This is a genomic window from Solimonas fluminis (assembly GCF_002930645.1).
GTDB lineage: Bacteria > Pseudomonadota > Gammaproteobacteria > Nevskiales > Nevskiaceae > Solimonas_A > Solimonas_A fluminis.
In genome coordinates this window covers 279766-296915 of sequence record NZ_PSNW01000004.1, presented here as the reverse complement: position 1 = coordinate 296915, position 17150 = coordinate 279766, and the positions used below count along the sequence as shown (strand labels likewise).

12 protein-coding genes are annotated in these 17150 nt (G+C 69.5%); 6 read left to right on the top strand and 6 right to left on the bottom strand.

Going from position 1 to position 17150, the window contains the following annotated elements; translation table 11 throughout:
• Positions 1 to 5 precede the first annotated feature (5 nt).
• Positions 6 to 1859 carry a DUF1302 domain-containing protein gene (locus C3942_RS09815; protein WP_104230203.1) on the top strand — a complete coding sequence of 618 codons (1854 nt, stop codon included), beginning with the start codon at positions 6 to 8 and terminating at the stop codon, positions 1857 to 1859.
• A 95-nt stretch (positions 1860 to 1954) separates the two neighbouring features.
• On the opposite strand, the gene C3942_RS09810 is transcribed toward C3942_RS09815, so the two are convergent.
• Together C3942_RS09810 and uvrA are read right to left on the bottom strand one after the other, a co-directional pair.
• Positions 1955 to 2407: a Crp/Fnr family transcriptional regulator gene (locus tag C3942_RS09810; protein WP_165797398.1), complete on the bottom strand. Its 453-nt coding sequence runs from the start codon at positions 2405 to 2407 to the stop codon at positions 1955 to 1957.
• A 657-nt stretch (positions 2408 to 3064) separates the two neighbouring features.
• Positions 3065 to 5884 carry an excinuclease ABC subunit UvrA gene (uvrA, locus tag C3942_RS09805; RefSeq protein WP_104230201.1) on the bottom strand — a complete coding sequence of 940 codons (2820 nt, stop codon included), beginning with the start codon at positions 5882 to 5884 and terminating at the stop codon, positions 3065 to 3067.
• Between the two features lie 133 nt (positions 5885 to 6017).
• On the opposite strand from uvrA, the gene C3942_RS09800 reads away from it, so the two are divergent.
• Positions 6018 to 7205, top strand: coding sequence for an MFS transporter (locus C3942_RS09800; RefSeq protein ID WP_104230200.1), 1188 nt, complete (start codon positions 6018 to 6020; stop codon positions 7203 to 7205).
• Between the two features lie 13 nt (positions 7206 to 7218).
• On the top strand, positions 7219 to 7728 hold the full coding sequence (gene ssb, locus C3942_RS09795) for a single-stranded DNA-binding protein (RefSeq protein ID WP_104230199.1): 510 nt from the start codon (positions 7219 to 7221) through the stop codon (positions 7726 to 7728).
• An 80-nt stretch (positions 7729 to 7808) separates the two neighbouring features.
• Here the strand turns inward: ssb and C3942_RS09790 are convergent, their stop codons facing one another.
• Positions 7809 to 8720: an SDR family oxidoreductase gene (locus C3942_RS09790; protein WP_104230198.1), complete on the bottom strand. Its 912-nt coding sequence runs from the start codon at positions 8718 to 8720 to the stop codon at positions 7809 to 7811.
• A gap of 84 nt (positions 8721 to 8804) precedes the next feature.
• Between C3942_RS09790 and C3942_RS09785 the strand changes: the two genes are divergently transcribed.
• Positions 8805 to 9239 (top strand): winged helix-turn-helix transcriptional regulator, encoded by a 435-nt coding sequence (locus C3942_RS09785; RefSeq protein ID WP_104230273.1) that lies wholly within the window; start codon positions 8805 to 8807, stop codon positions 9237 to 9239.
• Between the two features lie 10 nt (positions 9240 to 9249).
• Here C3942_RS09785 and C3942_RS09780 read toward each other — a convergent pair whose 3' ends face one another.
• A complete protein-coding gene (locus C3942_RS09780) occupies positions 9250 to 10218 on the bottom strand; it encodes a LysR family transcriptional regulator (RefSeq protein ID WP_104230197.1) in 969 nt (322 codons plus the stop codon).
• Positions 10219 to 10340: 122 nt separating this feature from the next.
• On the opposite strand from C3942_RS09780, the gene C3942_RS09775 reads away from it, so the two are divergent.
• Together C3942_RS09775 and C3942_RS09770 are read left to right on the top strand one after the other, a co-directional pair.
• A complete protein-coding gene (locus C3942_RS09775; protein ID WP_104230196.1) occupies positions 10341 to 11108 on the top strand; it encodes an SDR family oxidoreductase in 768 nt (255 codons plus the stop codon).
• A gap of 313 nt (positions 11109 to 11421) precedes the next feature.
• Complete coding sequence (locus C3942_RS09770; RefSeq protein WP_165797397.1) at positions 11422 to 13569, top strand: sensor domain-containing diguanylate cyclase; 2148 nt, start codon at positions 11422 to 11424, stop codon at positions 13567 to 13569.
• Positions 13570 to 13582: 13 nt separating this feature from the next.
• On the opposite strand, the gene C3942_RS09765 is transcribed toward C3942_RS09770, so the two are convergent.
• Positions 13583 to 15139, bottom strand: a complete 1557-nt coding sequence (locus C3942_RS09765) for a DUF3369 domain-containing protein (protein WP_104230194.1) — start codon at positions 15137 to 15139, stop codon at positions 13583 to 13585.
• The gene (locus C3942_RS09760) at positions 15136 to 17136 is read right to left on the bottom strand and encodes a PAS domain-containing sensor histidine kinase (RefSeq protein WP_104230193.1); all 2001 of its coding nucleotides are present in this window, start codon (positions 17134 to 17136) and stop codon (positions 15136 to 15138) included. The genes C3942_RS09765 and C3942_RS09760 overlap by 4 nt, the downstream gene beginning before the upstream one ends.
• Between the last annotated feature and the right edge of the window lie 14 nt (positions 17137 to 17150).

Genomic DNA, 17150 nt, shown 5'->3' with positions numbered 1-17150 from the left:
AGACCATGAAGAATCTCAACAAGAAGAACCTCGTCTCCCTGGCTGCCGCCGCCCTGTTCGCCCCGGTGCTGCCCGCCCAGGCCTTCACCGACGAAATCCACGGCGTCACGCTGCAGCTGGAGAACAAGCTGGCCGTGGGCGCCGCCATGCGCGTGCAGGGCCGCGACGACGGCCTGGTCGGCATCGCCAACGGCGGCAGCGCCTTTTCCACCAACAGCGACGACGGCAACCTCGCCTTCGACCGCGGCGAGGTGGTGGCCGCCACCGCCAAGATGACCTCGGACCTGACCTTCACCCGCGGCAACTGGGGCGCCTTCTTCCGCGGCAGCTACGTCTTCAACCAGACCGCGCGCAACCACGACTTCTTCGACGCCGGCGACTACGGGGCCGGCAAGGAAGCGCCGCTGTCGGAGTTCCAGTACAAGAACTCCCGGCTGCACAACTATCTGGGCAGCGACGCCGACATGCTCGACGCCTACCTGTTCGGCGCCTTCGACATCAACGACCGCTCGCTGGCCTTCAAGCTGGGCCGCCAGGTGATCAACTGGGGCGAGTCCACCTTCGTGCTGCACGGCATCAACAGCGCGCTGGCCTTCGACCAATCGGCGCTGCGCGTGCCGGGCTTCGAGCTGGACGAGGTACTCGTGCCCACCGAGAACCTGTGGCTGTCCTACAACCTGCTGGAAAACCTCTCGATGGAGGCCTTCTACCAGCTGCACTGGCGGCCGACCCAGATCGATCCTTCCGGCTCGTACTGGGGCACGAACGACTACGCCGGCATCGGCGGCACCCGTGCCAACCTGGGCCTGGGCCGGGTCAACGAGAACGACCCGTTCAACACGCCCTGCGCGACCCCGACCGGGCCGACCTTCTGCGTCGCCGCCGGCAGCACCGTGCCGCGCGGTCCCGACGGCGAGGCCAAGGACTCCGGGCAGTGGGGCGTCAAGCTGGGCACGCTGGTCAAGGCGCTGAACGACATGGACCTGTCGGCCTACGCCATGAATTACCACAGCCGCCTGCCGCTCTACAGCGGCATCTCGCGCACCAGCAGCACGGCCCCGGCCAGCAGCGCCAGCTACTTCGTCGAGTATCCCGAGGACATCCAGCTCTACGGCCTGTCCTTCAACACCACGGTGGGCGACTACTCGATCCAGGGCGAATACAGCTACAAGGTGGACCAGCCGCTGCAGATCGACGACATCGAGCTGCTGCTGACGGGCCTGGGCGCCGCCAGCCAGATCAACCCCAATGCCGGCGCGGCGCTGGGCAACCAGTACATCCGCGGCTGGCGCCGCTACGACGTCAGCCAGGGCGACCTGGGCTTCACCGCCCTGTTCCCGCCCAACCGCATGTTCGGCTACGACCAGGTGCTGGTGGTGGGCGAGGCCGGCATGACCTACGTGCACGGCATGCCTTCGGCGCAGGAGCTGGCCTTCGAGGCGCCGGGCACCTACACGCCCAACTCGGGCACCGCCGCGCTCAACGGTCCCGGAACCCCGGCGTTCGCCTCCATCAGCGGGGCGCCGACGACGCCCTACGGCCGCTATGCCACGCCGTTCTCCTGGGGCTACAAGCTGATCGCCCGCTTCACCTACAACAACGTCTTCAACATGTTCACGGTGGAGCCGACCCTCCGCTTCGACCACGACGTGGAGGGCAACACGCCGACGCCGATCACCAACTTCGTGGAGGACCGCAAGTCGGTGCATATCTCGCTGGGCGTCACCTACCTGCAGGCCTGGCAGGGCGAGATCGGTTACACCAACTACTTCGGCGCGACCAAGTCGGGCGGCATCGGCGACCGCAACCTGCTGGGCGACCGCGACTACGTCGAGGCGGTGATCAAGTACTCGTTCTGATGCAGACGATGGCCCGCGCGGCGATGGCCGCGCGGGCCATGCAGATCGTGGGGTGTGTGCCTGGGGCCGGGAAACCGGCCCTCTCTTTTTGCCGCTCAGCCGGCGGTGTTCATCTCGCGCAGGCGCGCGATCAGCTGCACCAGCAGGTTGCGGTAGATCGTGGCGGCGGCCTGCGCATCGTTGATCACCAGCTTCTGGAACAGGCCGCTGGGCAGGAAGTACAGGCGCGCGGCGGATACCGCGCGCAGCGAGGCGGAGGTGGGCTTGCCGTCGATCAGCGAGTATTCGCCGAAGCAATCGCCGCGCTGCAGCAGGTTGAGCCGGACATCACCGTCCTCGCGCGGCTGGTAGACCTCGACCTCGCCCTCGACCACCACGTAGAGGCCGGGGCTGCTGCGCTCGCCCTCGAACAGCACCGGCGAGCCGGGCGCCGCCTCCAGCAGCATGGCCGGACCGACCACGCGGTCCATCGCCCCCGGCTCCAGGCCGCGGAAGGGCACGGAGTCGGCGAGGATGGCGCGATAGCGGTGTGGGCCGGCAAGGGTCATGGCGCCGATCATAGCGCCAACCGTGCAAATCGCCAGACCCCGCGTCCCTAAGTCTCCGTCTCCCCGCTTGCGGGGAGAGGGTTGGGGTGAGGGCGAAGCGTGAGGTCAGCCCGAGCGGGGATGCCGGCGATTGCGCCGGTCAGGAGCGGTGGATGTTCGACGGGCTTTTTCGCCCAAGGGCCAAAGAAAGCTTACCCGGAGCGCGGACGGGCCCCGCTCAGGCGGGGCAATCAGCCCGGGGGGCGGTCGCGACGGGTCGGACCCGCAGGCCATGCTTGGCTTGGGGGGGGGCTCGGCCGGACCTCCTGTCCGGCTCGACCCGGCGTCCGACTCCCGGCCAGGCGTCCGCGCAACAGCGGCCCGTACATCAAAAGCATCCGCAGTCGCTCATGAAGACTTCGGAAGAGTGATTCAGGATGAGCTGTGGTTGATCTGCGCTCGCTCGCCGGCAAGCGGGACCCCTCTCCCGCAAGCGGGATAGGGGCAGGCGAGGGCATGGATGCCCGAGGTAGGGCAACGCAGGAGCAGTTGCCGAGGAGAGGGTTTCTGCCAATGCTGGCCTTGTTAATCCGCCCGTTCGCCCTGAGCCTGTCGAAGGGTGAACCGTTCAGGTGACCGTCCCTGGCGGGGAAACACGCCGAAGAGCCAACGGAAGCACTACAGCAACGGCTTCAGGAACCGCCCCGTATGCGAGCGCTTGTTCTTCGCCACCTCTTCCGGCGTGCCGGAGGCCACGATCTCGCCGCCGCCCGAGCCGCCCTCCGGCCCCAGGTCGATGATCCAGTCGGCGCGCTTGATGACATCGAGGTTGTGCTCGATGATCACCACCGTGTTGCCGTGCTCGCGCAGGCGCTCCAGCACCACCAGCAGCTGCGCCACGTCGTGGAAGTGCAGGCCGGTGGTGGGCTCGTCGAGGATGTACAGCGTCTGGCCGGTGTCGCGGCGCGACAGCTCCTTGGCCAGCTTGATGCGCTGCGCCTCGCCGCCGGACAGCGTGGTCGCGTTCTGGCCCAGGGTGATGTACGACAGGCCCACGTCCATCAGCGTTTCCAGCTTCTTGCGCAGCGCCGGCACGGCCTTGAAGAAGTCCAGCGCGTCCTCGACGGTCATGTCGAGCACTTCGTTGATCGCGCGGCCCTTGTACTTGATCTCCAGCGTCTCGCGGTTGTAGCGGCGGCCCTTGCAGGTGTCGCAGGTGACGTAGACGTCGGGCAGGAAGTGCATCTCCACCTTGATCACGCCGTCGCCCTCGCAGGCTTCGCAGCGGCCGCCCTTGACGTTGAAGGAGAAGCGGCCGGCCTCGTAGCCGCGCGCGCGCGACTCCGGCACGCCGGCGAACAGCTCGCGGATCGGCGTGAACAGGCCGGTGTAGGTGGCGGGGTTGCTGCGCGGCGTGCGGCCGATGGGCGACTGGTCGATGTCGATGACCTTGTCCATCAGGTCCAGGCCGTCGATGCCGTCGCAGGGCGCATGGTGCGAGCTGGCGCCGTTGAGCTGGCGCGCGGCGTAGCCCCACAGCGTGTCGTTGATCAGCGTGGACTTGCCGGAGCCGGAGACGCCGGTGACGCAGGTGATCAGTCCCGCCGGGATCTCGGCGGTGACGCCCTTGAGGTTGTTGCCGCGGGCGTTGCGGATCACCAGTTCCTTGCCCGGCTGGCGCGGCGTGCGCAGCTTGGGCACGGCGATGGCCTCGCGGCCGGACAGGTACTTGCCGGTGATGGAGCGCGGCGACTTCTCGATCTGCGCCGGCTTGCCCTGGGCCACGATCTCGCCGCCGTGCACGCCGGCGCCGGGGCCGATGTCCACCACGTAGTCGGCCTGGCGGATGGCGTCCTCGTCGTGCTCCACCACGATCACGGTGTTGCCGAGGTCGCGCAGGCGGAACAGGGTCTGCAGCAGGCGCTCGTTGTCGCGCTGGTGCAGGCCGATGCTGGGCTCGTCCAGCACGTACATCACGCCGACCAGGCCGGCGCCGATCTGCGAGGCCAGGCGGATGCGCTGCGCCTCGCCGCCCGACAGGGTCTCGGCGGAGCGGGCCAGCGTCAGGTAGTCCAGGCCCACGTTGTTGAGGAAGGACAGGCGCGAGCTGATCTCCTTGAGGATCTTCTCGGCGATCTCGCCCTTGTGGCCGGGCAGCTTGAGGCCGCCGAACCAGTCGCCGGCGTCGCGCACCGACAGCGCCGTCAGCGAGGGCAGGTTCTGCTGCGCCACGCGCACGTGGCGCGCCGCGCGGTTGAGCCGCTGGCCCTCGCATTCCGGGCAGGCCTTCTGGCTGAGGTAGCGCGACAGCTCCTCGCGCACCGCATCGGACTCGGTTTCGCGGTAGCGGCGTTCCAGGTTGGGGATGATGCCCTCGAAACGGTGCAGCGAGCGGCGCTTGCCGCCGTACTCGTCCGGGTACTCGAAGGTGATCTTCTCGTCGCCGCTGCCGTAGAGCAGCAGCTCGCGCACCTTGGCCGCCAGCTTCTCGAAGGGCTTCTCGGGGTCGAACTTGTAGTGCCGGGCCAGCGAGGTGATGAAGTGCCAGTAGTAGGGATTCTTCTTGTCCCAGGAACGGATCGCACCGGCCGCCATCGATAGCTCGGGGTGCGCCACCACGCGCTCCTCGTCGAACACCTGCATCGTGCCCAGGCCGTCGCACTTGGGGCAGGCGCCGTGCGGCGCGTTGAACGAGAACAGGCGCGGCTCCAGCTCCTCCAGCGAGTAGCCGCAGTGCGGGCAGGACATGCGTGCCGAGAAGGTCAGGGTCTCGGCCTTGCTCTCGCCGTGCGGGGCGACCAGGGCCAGGCCGTCGGACAGGCGCAGGGCGGTCTCGAAGGACTCGGTGATGCGCTGCTTGATGTCGGCCCGGATCTTGAAGCGGTCCACCACGATCTCGATGTCGTGCTTGAGCTTGCGGTTGAGCGTGGGCACCTCGTCCAGCTCGTAGACCTTGCCGTCCACCCGCACGCGCACGAAGCCCTGGGCCCGCGCCTGCTCGAACCACTCGGCGTGCTCGCCCTTGCGGCCGCGCACCACCGGCGCCAGCAGCATCCAGGCCGAGTCGGCCGGCAGGGCCATCACCTGGTCCACCATCTGCGACACCGACTGCGCCTCCAGCGCCACGTCGTGGTCCGGGCAGTAGGCGGTGCCCACGCGGGCGAACAGCAGGCGCAGGTAATCGTAGATTTCCGTGACCGTGCCCACGGTGGAGCGCGGGTTGTGGCTGGTGGACTTCTGCTCGATGGAGATCGCCGGCGACAGGCCCTCGATCGCGTCCACGTCCGGCTTCTGCATCATCGACAGGAACTGCCGGGCATAGGCCGACAGCGACTCCACGTAGCGCCGCTGGCCCTCGGCGTAGAGCGTGTCGAAGGCGAGCGAGGACTTGCCCGAGCCCGACAGGCCGGTGATGACGATCAGCTTGTCGCGCGGCAGGTCCAGCGAGACATTCTTCAGGTTGTGCGTACGGGCACCGCGGATGCGGATGGTGTCCATCAGGGGAGGCGTCGGGGGGTGGGAACCAGCTACTATATGAGTCCGGAACGCTGCATTTCAAAGGCGAAGCGCGCTTCGGCACAAACCTTGCAAAATTCCTGCCCATCGCTCCTCGCCATCCTGCCCCAAGCCCATGAATTCCCTTGAATGGCGTGCCGTCATCGGCCTCGGCGCGGTCTACGCGCTGCGGATGATCGGCATGTTCATGGTCATGCCGGTCTTCGCGCTCTATGCCAAGGACCTGCCCGGGCCCGTCGCCGCCTGGAAGATCGGCCTGGCCATGGGCGCCTACGGCCTGATGCAGGCCTGCCTGCAGGTGCCGGTGGGCATGGCCTCCGACCGCTGGGGGCGCAAGCCGCTGATCGTGCTGGGAATGCTGGTGTTCGCCGCCGGTAGCTTCATCGCCGGGCACAGCCAGGACATCCACTGGATCACCGCCGGCCGCGTCATCCAGGGCGCCGGCGCGGTGTCCTCCGCCGTGGCCGCCCTGCTGGCCGACGTCACCCGCGAGCAGGTGCGCACGGTGGCCATGGCCATCGTCGGCGTCGGCATGGGCGTGTCCTTCATCCTGGCCATGGTGCTGGGGCCGGTGGTGTCCGGCTGGATCGGCGTGGACGGCATCTTCACCATGACCGGCGTGCTGGCGCTGCTGGCCGTGCCGCTGGTGATCTGGTACGTGCCGGCCGAGCCCCGGCGCCACGCGCCCGCCATCCTGAGCCTGCGGCCGGTGCTGGCGGATGGCCAGCTGCTGCGCATGGACGGCGGCATCCTGCTGCTGCATGCCTGCATGACGGCCGTGTTCGTGGCGGCGCCTTTCGCGCTCGAGCAGACCCTGGGCCTGCCGGGCGAGCAGCACTGGAAGGTCTACCTGCCGATGCTGCTGCTGTCGATCCTGCCGGTGTTCCCGCTGGTGCGCTGGGCCGAGGCCCGCGGCCAGGCGCGCCCGGTGCTGCTCGGCTCCATCGGCCTGCTGGCGGCATCGCTGGCGCTGGCCGGCCTGCTGCACGGCAGCGGCCTGGGGCTGCTCGCGGCGCTGCTGCTGTACTTCGTCGCCTTCAACTACCTGGAAGGCTCGCTGCCCTCCATGATCTCGCGCATGGCGCCGCCGGAGCAGAAGGGCGCGGCGCTGGGCGTCTATTCCACGGCACAGGTCCTGGGCGGCGGCATCGGCGGGCCGCTGGCCGGCACCGTGCTCGGTCTCTGGGGCGTCGGCGGGGTGCTTTGCCTCGCTGCGGCCTTGCCTTTACTCTGGCTCACCTTCGCGGTGAAGCTGGCGCCGCCCCCCATGGCGGCATCCCGGTCACTGAATTCAAGCAACTAAGGAGAGCGCGCTCATGGCACGCGGCGTCAACAAAGTCATCCTCATCGGCAACCTGGGCAAGGACCCGGAAACGCGCTATTTCCCCAGCGGAGACGCGGTCACCAATGCCACGCTCGCCACCACCGAAAGCTGGAAGGACAAGCAGAGCGGCGAGATGAAGGAAGCCACCGAGTGGCACAACCTGGTGTTCCCCGGCAAGCTCGCCGAGATCGCCGGCAAGTACCTGAAGAAGGGTTCCAAGGTCTACGTCGAAGGCTCCCTGCGCACCCGCAAGTGGCAGGACAAGGAAGGCAAGGACCGCTACACCACCGAGATCCGCGTGCAGGACATGCAGATGCTCGACGGCAAGCCCGGCGGCGGCACCGGCAACTTCGGCGACGACCGCAGCGGCGGCTACGAGCAGCGCGGCGGCGGCAGCGGCGGTGGCGGCTACGAGCGCTCGTCCGGCGGCGGCCGTTCCGCCCCGGCCCCGGCCAGCGCGCCGGCCGACAGCGGCTTCGAGGACGACGACATCCCGTTCTGAACGGAGGGCTGCAGGAATCCCGCCGCACGCAGGAGGCAGGAGACGGAAGTCTCCTGCCTTTTTCGTTTCCGCCGCCGCGGCTACGCGGCTGCGGCCTGCGGCGCGTCGGCCCCGCGAAGCGCCGCCAGCGCCGCCGCGACCGAAGCCGCCAGTGTCGTCGTCGGCCGGCCGATGAGACGGCTCAGCGTCTGCGAGGCGTCGTAGAGCGAACCGGCCGCCGCCCGGGCATCGCTTTCGGCGAGCAGGGCGGCGAAGTCCGGCGGCAGGCCGGTGCCCTGCAGCGCGGCCTGGTAGCCGGCCTCGCCGAGGTCCTGGTAGACCACCGTCCGGCCGGACTGCCCTGCGATCTCGGCGGCGTACTGCGACAGCGTGAAGGCCTCGTCGCCCGCCAGTTCGTAGGTCTTGCCCGCGTGCCGCGGCGTCCCGGCCGCCAGCACCGCGGCGGCGGCCTCGGCGTAGTCGGCGCGGGCGGCGGCGGAGATGCGCCCGTCGCGGGCGGCGCCCAGCACCGCGCCGTGCTGCAGGGCCGCGGCGATGTGCCCGCTGTAGTTCTCGGTGTACCAGCCGTTGCGCAGCAGCACGACGGGAAGCCCCGAGGCGCGCAGGACCTCCTCGGTGGCGCGGTGCTCGGCGGCCAGGGCCATCGGGCTGCTGTCGGCATGCAGGATGCTGGTGTAGGCCAGCAGCTTCACGCCGGCGGCCTTGGCCGCGTCGATGACGTTGCGGTGTTGCGGCAGCCGCCGGCCGATCTCGCTGGACGAGATCAGCAGCAGCTTGCCGGCACCGGCCAGCGCCGCTTCCAGCGACGCGGGGTCGTCGTAGTTCGCGGGGCGCAGTTCCACGCCCTGGGCTGCCAGGTCCGGCGCCGCGGCGGGATTGCGCAGCAGGCCGATCAGGCGCGCGGCCGGCGCGCGGCGCCGCAGCCCGGCGAGGACCAGGCGGCCGAGCTGGCCGCTGGCACCGGTGACGGCGATGGTTTCGGGGTTCGTCATGTCCTGTTCCTTTCGATGGTCTACAATCAAGACCTGGTCTAATAGTGAGACCATGGAGTGGACGGCGAAAGGAGGCAGTTTTTCGTGACCAGGTTACGCGCAGATAACCCGCAGGGCGCGCGGCAGGCGCTGGCGGAGCGCTTCCGGGCCTGGAGCGGCTCGGAGTTCGATCTGTCCCGGTGCCCGGTGCGCGGCGTGCTGGACCGTCTCGGCGACAAGTGGACGACGCTGATCGTGATCGCCCTGTCGCAGCGGCCGCACCGCTTCAGCGAAGTGTGCCGCGCGGTGCCGGACATCTCCAAGCGCATGCTGACGCAGACGCTGCGCGACCTGGAGCGCGACGGACTGATCGCCCGCCGCGTGTTTCCCACCAAGCCGCCCACCGTGGAGTACCGCCTGACGGAGCTCGGCGAGTCGCTGCTGGAGCCGCTGGTGACGCTGATCGCCTGGGCAGAGGGCAGCCAGACCCGGATCGCGGCGGCGCGGTCGGCTTTCGACGCGGCGTCGGCAGCCGCCTGAAACGCCGTCCCTAGCGCCCGCGCTTCAGCGTGCGGCGGAAACGCTGCTGCAGCGCTTCTAGTTCGCCCGGACGGAAGCGGAAGGCCTCGCCGCCGCGCACCGCGCCGAGCACGTGGTCGATGAAGCGCCGCACGCGCAGCGGCTGCCCGCTGCGCGGAGGATAGTAGAGGTAGACGCCGTGCCGCTCGCTCAGGTGCCCGCAGAGCAGCGGCACCAGGCGTTGCTCGCGCAGCAGGGCCGCGGTATTGATCGAGTCGAGCTGGCCGATGCCCAGTCCCGCGGTCACCGCCAGCGTCTCGGCCTCGAAATCGTTGGTATGGAAGGGCGCGCGGACGCTGCGCAGGCGCAGCTCGCCCTGCTCCATGAATTCCCAGGGCTCGATGCGGCCCGAGTTCGGCTGGCGCGAGCCGGTGCAGGCGTGCCCGTCCAGGTCTTCGATGCGCTCGGGCATGCCATGCCGGCGCAGGTAGTCCGGCGCGGCGCAGACGATCAGCTGCATGCGGAACAGCTCGCGCACCACCAGCTGCCGCTCGGGCGGATGCCCGGCGCGGAAGCCCAGGTGGATGCCGGCCGCGACCAGGTCGGTATAGCGGTCCTCCAGCAGCAGCTCGAACTCCACGGCCGGATGCTCGGCCCGGTAGCGCGCGATCAGTTCCACCAGGATCTTCTTGCCGACCAGCGGCGGCGCCGCGATGCGGATCAGGCCGCCCTGCTCGCGGGTCAGCTCGCTGGCGTCGCTCCAGGCCTCGCGGATCGATTCCAGCCCCGGCTGCAGGCGCGCGAGGAAGGCCTTGCCCTCGTCGGTCAGCGTGCTGCGCCGCGTGCTGCGGTGAAACAGACGCAGCCCCAGCTCCTTCTCCAGTTGCCGGATCGCCTTGCTCACCGCCTGCGGCGTGGTGCCCTGCTGGCTGGCCGCGCGGTTGAAGCTGCCCAGCTCGGCGACGCGGGCGAAGGTCTCCATGGCTCCCAGGCGGTCCATGACATTATCAACCGTTGGTTGTTACTGATACGCGAGATTCTATCTACTTCGGTTGTCAGGGGTCACCTATCGTTTGCTCCAGCAGCGCAGCCCGCGACTGCAACCCACACCGGAGCAGAGCCATGAACCCCAACACCAGCAGCAATACCTCCAACATCGCCGGCAAGGTCGTCGTCATCACCGGCGCCAGCAGCGGCCTGGGCGAGGCCACCGCGCGGCACCTGGCCGGCCTCGGCGCCCGCCTGGTGCTGGGCGCGCGCCGCGCCGGACACCTGGAGCGCCTGGTCACGGACATCCGCGCCGCGGGCGGCGAGGCCATCGCCACCGCCACCGACGTGACCGACCTCGGCCAGGTTCAGGCCCTGGTGGCGCACGCCACCGGGCACTACGGCCGCATCGACGTGATGGTGAACAACGCCGGCTACATGGCCCTGGCGCCGATGGCGAGGCTCAAGGTGGACGAGTGGGACCGAATGATCGACATCAACATCAAGGGCGTGCTCAACGGCATCGCCGCGGCGCTGCCGGCCATGCAGGCCCAGGGCAGCGGCCACATCATCAACGTCGCCTCGGTTGCCGGCACCAAGGTGTTCAGCCCCATCGGCGCGGTCTACAGCGCCACCAAGTTCGCGGTGCGCGCCATCAGCGAGGGGCTGCGCGCCGAGGTCGGCAGCCGCATCCGCACCACGGTGATCTCGCCCGGCGCGGTGGCCAGCGAGCTCAAGCACGGCAGCAGCGACGCCGAATCGGCCAAGGCGGTGGGCGAGTGGTACAGCGCCAACGAGATTCCCGCCGACTCGGTGGCCCGCGCGATGGCCTTCGCCATCTCGCAGCCGCCCGAGGTCGACATCAACGAAATCCTGCTGCGCCCGACGGCACAGGAATTCTGAGATCCCGCATCCAGGTTCCGGCGGCGGTGCCGCCGGAACCTCGCCGGAGAAGCAGCATGAAGACCGCATCCGTCGCCTCCACCCTGTTCGTCGCCGCGCCCGGCTGCACGCCGGACGCCTCCGCATCCGACACCGGTACCCAGGCCCCGCAACAATGCCGTCGTCGCCGCCGTTTCGAGGCCTGGAGCGCCGCCGCCGGGGCTCCTGCCCCGGGGGGAGCCCGGCGGCAGTCCCGGGCGGATGGACGGCCCCCCGCCTGCTCAAGACTCCTGCGAGGCTGCCGCTAAGCCCGGCAGGAGACCTCCCAGCCGCCATGCCCGTGTCCCTTGCCCAAGCTGCGCGTGAACTGCTGAAGCTGGCCGGCCTTGCCGGCCTGGTGGCGGTGGGTTGCTGGGTTTCCACCGTGCTGACGCCGCCCGATGGCCGCATCGCCAGCGTCTGGCTGGCCAACGGCCTGCTGGTCGGCCTGCTGCTGGGCATGCCGACGGCGCGCTGGTGGCCGGCGCTGCTGGCCGGCTATGTGGGCAATGTCGCCGCCAATCTCCTGACCGGCGATCCCCTGGACCTGGCCCTGAGCCTGGCGCTGTGCAACGGCCTGGAGGTGATCCTGGCTGCCAGCCTGCTGCAGCGTCGCTGGGGCAGCAACTGCGACCTGCGCCACGGCGCGGTCCTGCGCGATTTCGTGCTGTTCGCGGTGCTGCTGGCGCCGGCGCTGTCGTCGCTGCTGGCGGCCACGATCCTGTCCGAGCACTCGGGGCTGTCGCTGCTCGGGGTGCTGTCCATCTGGTTCCCCGCCGACGCGCTGGGCATGGCCCTCATCGCGCCGCTGGTGCTGACGCTGCGCCAGGGGCAAGCCGCGCCCTCCCGCCCACAGCTGCGGCGCTGGCTGCCCGACACGGCCCTGCTGCTGGCCACCGCGCTGGTGGTATTCGGCCTGGGCCTCGGGCGCTGGCTGCCGCTGCTGCTGTTCCTGAGCTTCCCGCCGCTGATGCTGATGGTGATGCGGCACGGCAACCGCGGCGCGGTGGTCGGCGTGCTGATCCTGGCCGTGTTCGCGCTGCTGTCGCTGATGGAGCCCGGCCGTTCCGCCGACGCCTGGGGCGGCCTCTCACCGCAGGCGCGAGCCCTGCTGCTGCAGTGCTACCTGGCCTGTGCCTCCGCCATGGCCCTGACCGTCGCCACGCTGCTGGAACAGCGCCAGGGCTACGAGCGCGAGTTGCAGCAGGCCCTGCGGCGCCTGCGTTCCATCGCCGACCACGTGCCGGCCTACATCGGCTATGTCGACCGCGACCTGCGCTACCGCTTCGCCAACCGCCACCATCGCAACGGCTACGGGCTGGAGCCGGAGGGCATGATCGGCCGCGGCGTGCGGGAACTGTTCGGGGAGAGCACGCGGGCCGACTTCGCCGGCCCCGTGCAGTCGGTCCTGGAAGGACACCCCGTGCATTTCGAGCGCAGCGCCCGCGAACTGGGAGGGGAGGTCTACCAGCGCGTCGACCTGGTGCCCGACCGCGACGAGCAGGGCCTGGTGGCGGGCTTCTATACCCTGGTGCTGGACATCACCGAGGGCAAGCGCGCGGAACTGCGGCAGGCCGCCAGCGAGCGCCGCCTGCGCATGATCGCGGACAACCTGCCGGTGGTCATCGCCTACATCGATGCGGGTCGCGTCTACCGCTTCTGCAACCGTACGCACGGCGCCTGGTTCGGCGCCGCCCCGGACGATGTCGTCGGCCGGCACATGGAGCGCGTGCTGCCGCCCGAGGTGATCGAAGCGCAACGCTACTACGTGGACTGCGCCCTGCACGGCGCCCGCGCCGAGGGCAGCTTCTCGCTGCAGCTCGGCGGGCAGCTGCGCCACGTGCAGGTCTGCTTCGTCCCGGACCGGGGCGAGGGCGGCGTGGTGCGCGGGCTCTACATGATGATGAGCGACGTGACGCTGGCCAAGCGCGCCGAGCAGCGCCTGCAGCAGCTGGCGCGCTACGACCCGCTGACCGGGCTGGCCAACCGCCGCGAACTGCACGAGCACCTGGGCACCGCGCTCAATCGCATCCAGCGCTACGGCGGATCGCTGGCCCTGCTGTTCATCGACGTGGACCACTTCAAGGCGATCAACGACCAGCATGGGCATGCCGGCGGCGACGAGGTGCTGCAGGAGATCGCGCTGCGCCTGCGCGGCGCGGTGCGCTCCACCGACACCGTGGCCCGCGTCGCCGGCGACGAGTTCGTGGTGATCCTGGAGCAGCTTCGCTCCTCCGAGGAGCCGCAGTTCGTCGCGCGCAAGCTGCTGGCCGCCATGGGGAAGCCCTTCGTGCTGGACCGCGGCATGCTGCAGGTCGGCGTCAGCATCGGCATCGCGCTGGGCCAGCCCGGCGACAGCGCGGACCTGCTGCTGCGCCGGGCCGACCGCGCGCTCTACGCCGCCAAGGACGGCGGACGCAACACCAGCCGGGTGGCGGACTGAGGCGCCGGAGGCTTCAGGCGGCCGGTGCCGAGTAGCGCTGCCGGATCTCCAGGAACAGCTCGAGGTTGTCCAGGAACAGGTCCACCAGCCTCGGCTCGAACTGCTTGCCGCGCTGCCGGCGGAAGTAGTCGGCCACCTCGCCGATGCTCCAGGCCTCCTTGTAGCAGCGCGAACTGGACAGCGCGTCGAAGACGTCGGCTACGGCGGTGATGCGCGCGAACAGGTCCGATTCCTCTCCCTGCAGGCCCATCGGATAGCCGCCGCCGTCCCAGTGCTCGTGATGCTGCGCCACGGTCAGCTCCGACTGGCGCAGCAGCGCGCCCGCCTGGCCCTGCAGCATGGCCTTGCCGCGGGTGACATGGCTTTCCATCACGCGGCGCTCTTCGTCGCTGAGCGCGCCGGGCTTGTTGAGTACCGCGTCGGGCACGGCGATCTTGCCCAGGTCGTGCATCGCCGCCGCCACGCCGAGCGCGTCGATGGAGTCGCCGGACAGGCCCAGAAGGCGGCCCATCAGCATGGCGTAGTGGGATACGCGCTGCACATGGTTGCGCAGTTCCGGCGAGCGCTCCTCGATGGCCGAGCTGAGCAGCAGGATCAGCTGGCGCTGCGAACGCCGGATTTCCTCGTTCAGCGCCAGGTTCTCGAAGGCGATGGTGACATTGCGGCAGAACAGCTGTACCAGGCGCACGTCGGAGGGCTCGAAGCGCGATTCGCTGCTGAGGTAGACCACGTGCTTGCTGCCGGCGCGGGTCGAGAAATGCACCGCGAAGTGGTGCTCGCCCACCACCATCATGCCGTCCATGAAGGCACGCTCGATATGCGACATCGCCTCGGGCGGCAGCACCTCGTCGGCCATGCGGCCCTCGGTGCCGAGGTAGCTGCCGGTGCCGGCGACGATGCGCAGGGAGCCGTCGGTGTAGGCGGCGGTCACGCCGGTGCTGACGATCACCGCGTCGCGGCGCGCGTAGAGCAGGGCGGCGAGCTGCTGCAGCAGGCCATGCTGGAGCTTCTCCAGCGACTGCTCCTCGAACATCGAGGCCGACGCGGTGATGACCTGCTCCAGCCCCAGCCGTGCCTGGTCCATCGCCACCAGCTCCCGGTGCAGCGACAGGCCGGTGTGCAGCAGGGTATAGAGCTTGGTGGTGGTGAGCTCGGTCTTTTCCTTGTAGTCGTTGATGTCGAAGCGCCGCACCACCTCGTGCTCGGGTGCCTGTCCGGGCTGGCCCGTGCGCAGCACGATGCGCACGAAGCGGTTCTGCAGTTCGTGGCGGATCGCCTGGACCGCATCCAGGCCGGCGTGCTCGGTTTCCATCACCACGTCCATCAGCACCATGGCGATGTCCGGCTGGTGGCGCATGATCTCCACCGACTCGCGGCCGCTGTAGGCGTCGATGAACTGCAGGGGGCGTCCGTGCACGAGGATATCGCCCAGCGCCAGGCGCGTGACCCGGTGCACCTCCTCCTCGTCGTCCACCACCAGGATCTTCCAGGGCTTGGCGGCGGCGTCGTGCGGGGCCGCCGCCGGCTCGGCGGCGAAGCTCAGCAGCTCCTCGGGGGCTTCGATGTTCATGGTTCGGCTCCTTGGCGCCGGGTCTGGGGCAGCAGGATCGTGAAGCAGGTGCCGTGGCCAGGAGCGCTGTCCACGCCGATGCTGCCGCCCAGGGTCTGGTGCACCAGGTTGAAGACGATGTGCAGGCCCAGGCCTGTCCCGCCCTGGCCGCGCCGCGTGGTGAAGAAGGGGTCGAAGATCTTGGCCAGGTTCTCGGCGGCGATGCCGTGGCCGTCGTCGCGGAAGCGCACCCGCACCCCCGTCTCCGTGCAATCCACCTCGATCCGCATCAGGCCGGCCTGGCCCGGATCGAAGGCATGCGAGAGCGCATTGACCACCAGGTTGGTCAGCACCTGCGACCAGGCGCCGGGGATGGTGTCCATCTCCAGCTCCTCCGGGCAGTCCAGCTCGATGCGGTGCGGCGTGGTCTTCATCTTCGGGCGCAGGCTCACCAGCACCTCCTCGAAGTAGGCCTTCAGGCGGATGCGGCGGCGTTCCTCGCTGGACTGGTCCACCGCCACGCGCTTGAAGCTCTGGATCAGCTCCGCGGCGCGGCGCAGGTTCATCAGGATGATGTCGCTGGACTGGGAGACCGACTGCAGGAAGCGGTCGAACTGCGACTTGGTCAGGCCGCCGGCGGCGACGGCGCGAGTCAGGTTGCGCACCTCGGCATCCAGGTGCGAGGCGGCGGTCACGCCGATGCCCACCGGAGTGTTGATCTCGTGCGAGATGCCGGCCACCAGGCCGCCGAGCGAGGCCAGCTTTTCGGCCTGCACCAGCTGGCTCTGCGCCACCTGCAGCTTGGCCAGGGCGGCGCTGGTTTCGTCGATCTGCGCCGCCAGCGACTGGTTGAGGTTGCGCAGCTCCTGCTCGGCGCGCTTGCGCTCCGTGATGTCGATGATCGAGGCCAGCACGAACAGGCCTTCGGAGGTCTCGATCGGATTGAGGCCGATCTCGATCGGCACCTGGCGGCCGTCGCGCATCTGCCCGTGCAGGTCGCGGCCGCTGCCCATCGCGCGCGTCTGCGGCTTTCCGAAATAACTCTCGCGCAGGGTCGGGTGGCCCAGCCGGCGGCCCTGCGGCACCAGCATTTCCACCGGCATGCCGATCAGGTCCTCGCGGGGATAGCCGAACAGCTTCTCGGTCTGCGCGTTGACCAGGCTGATGCGCCCGCCGGCATCGACCATGATCATGGCGTTGGGCGCGGCTTCCACCACCAGGCGGAAGCGCTCCTCGGAGCGCTTGCGCTCGGTGATGTCGCGGGTGACCTTGGAGTAGCCGGTGAGCGCGCCGGCCTCGTCGAACATCGGGGTGATGATCACGCTGGCCCAGAAGCGGCTGCCATCCCTGCGCAGGCGCCAGCCCTCGTCCTCGAAGCGCCCTTCGTCCCGCGCCCGGCGCAGTTCGCGGTCGGGGCGGCCGGACGCGATCTCCTCCGGCGGGTAGAAGGTGGAGAAATGCCGGCCCAGGATCTCGGGCTCTGCGTAACCCTTCAGGCGCTGGGCGCCGTCGTTCCAGGACGCCACCAGCCCCTGCGGATCGAGCATCAGGATGGCGTAGTCCTTGACGCTGGATACCATCAGGCGGAAGCGTGCCTCGCTGCGGCGCACCGCATCCTCGATGCGCTTGCGCTCGGTGATGTCGATGATCGAGGCCAGCACCAGCGTGCCGTTCCCGGTCTTGAGCGGATTGAGGCCGATCTCGATCGGCACCTCGCGGCCGTCGCGCGTCAGGCCATAGAGATCGCGGCCCGTGCCCATCGAGCGCGTCTGCGGGTCCCGCAGGTAATCCTCTCGCTGCTGCGGGTGCTGGCCGCGGTTGCGCTGCGGCACCAGCATCTCGATGCGCTGGCCGATCAGTTCGCTGCGCGGATAGCCGAACAGCTTCTCGGTCTGGGCGTTGACCAGCGCGATGCGCCCGTCGCTGCCGACCATGACCATGGCATTGGGCGCGGCTTCCACCGCCAGGCGGAACAGCGCTTCGCCCTGCGGACCGCCCGGCGAATCGCCGGGCCCCACGAGTCCTCCCTGCG

What these genes read in the sequence shown, in the direction of transcription:
- C3942_RS09770 (WP_165797397.1), top strand. Translation starts at nt 11,422, where the DNA reads ATGCCCGTGTCCCTTGCCCAAGCTGCGCGTGAACTGCTGAAGCTGGCC.
- C3942_RS09775 (WP_104230196.1), top strand. Translation starts at nt 10,341, where the DNA reads ATGAACCCCAACACCAGCAGCAATACCTCCAACATCGCCGGCAAGGTC.
- C3942_RS09780 (WP_104230197.1), bottom strand. Translation starts at nt 10,218, where the DNA reads ATGGACCGCCTGGGAGCCATGGAGACCTTCGCCCGCGTCGCCGAGCTG.
- C3942_RS09790 (WP_104230198.1), bottom strand. Translation starts at nt 8,720, where the DNA reads ATGACGAACCCCGAAACCATCGCCGTCACCGGTGCCAGCGGCCAGCTC.
- C3942_RS09810 (WP_165797398.1), bottom strand. Translation starts at nt 2,407, where the DNA reads ATGACCCTTGCCGGCCCACACCGCTATCGCGCCATCCTCGCCGACTCC.
- C3942_RS09765 (WP_104230194.1), bottom strand. Translation starts at nt 15,139, where the DNA reads ATGAACATCGAAGCCCCCGAGGAGCTGCTGAGCTTCGCCGCCGAGCCG.
- uvrA (WP_104230201.1), bottom strand. Translation starts at nt 5,884, where the DNA reads ATGGACACCATCCGCATCCGCGGTGCCCGTACGCACAACCTGAAGAAT.
- C3942_RS09800 (WP_104230200.1), top strand. Translation starts at nt 6,018, where the DNA reads ATGAATTCCCTTGAATGGCGTGCCGTCATCGGCCTCGGCGCGGTCTAC.
- C3942_RS09815 (WP_104230203.1), top strand. Translation starts at nt 6, where the DNA reads ATGAAGAATCTCAACAAGAAGAACCTCGTCTCCCTGGCTGCCGCCGCC.
- ssb (WP_104230199.1), top strand. Translation starts at nt 7,219, where the DNA reads ATGGCACGCGGCGTCAACAAAGTCATCCTCATCGGCAACCTGGGCAAG.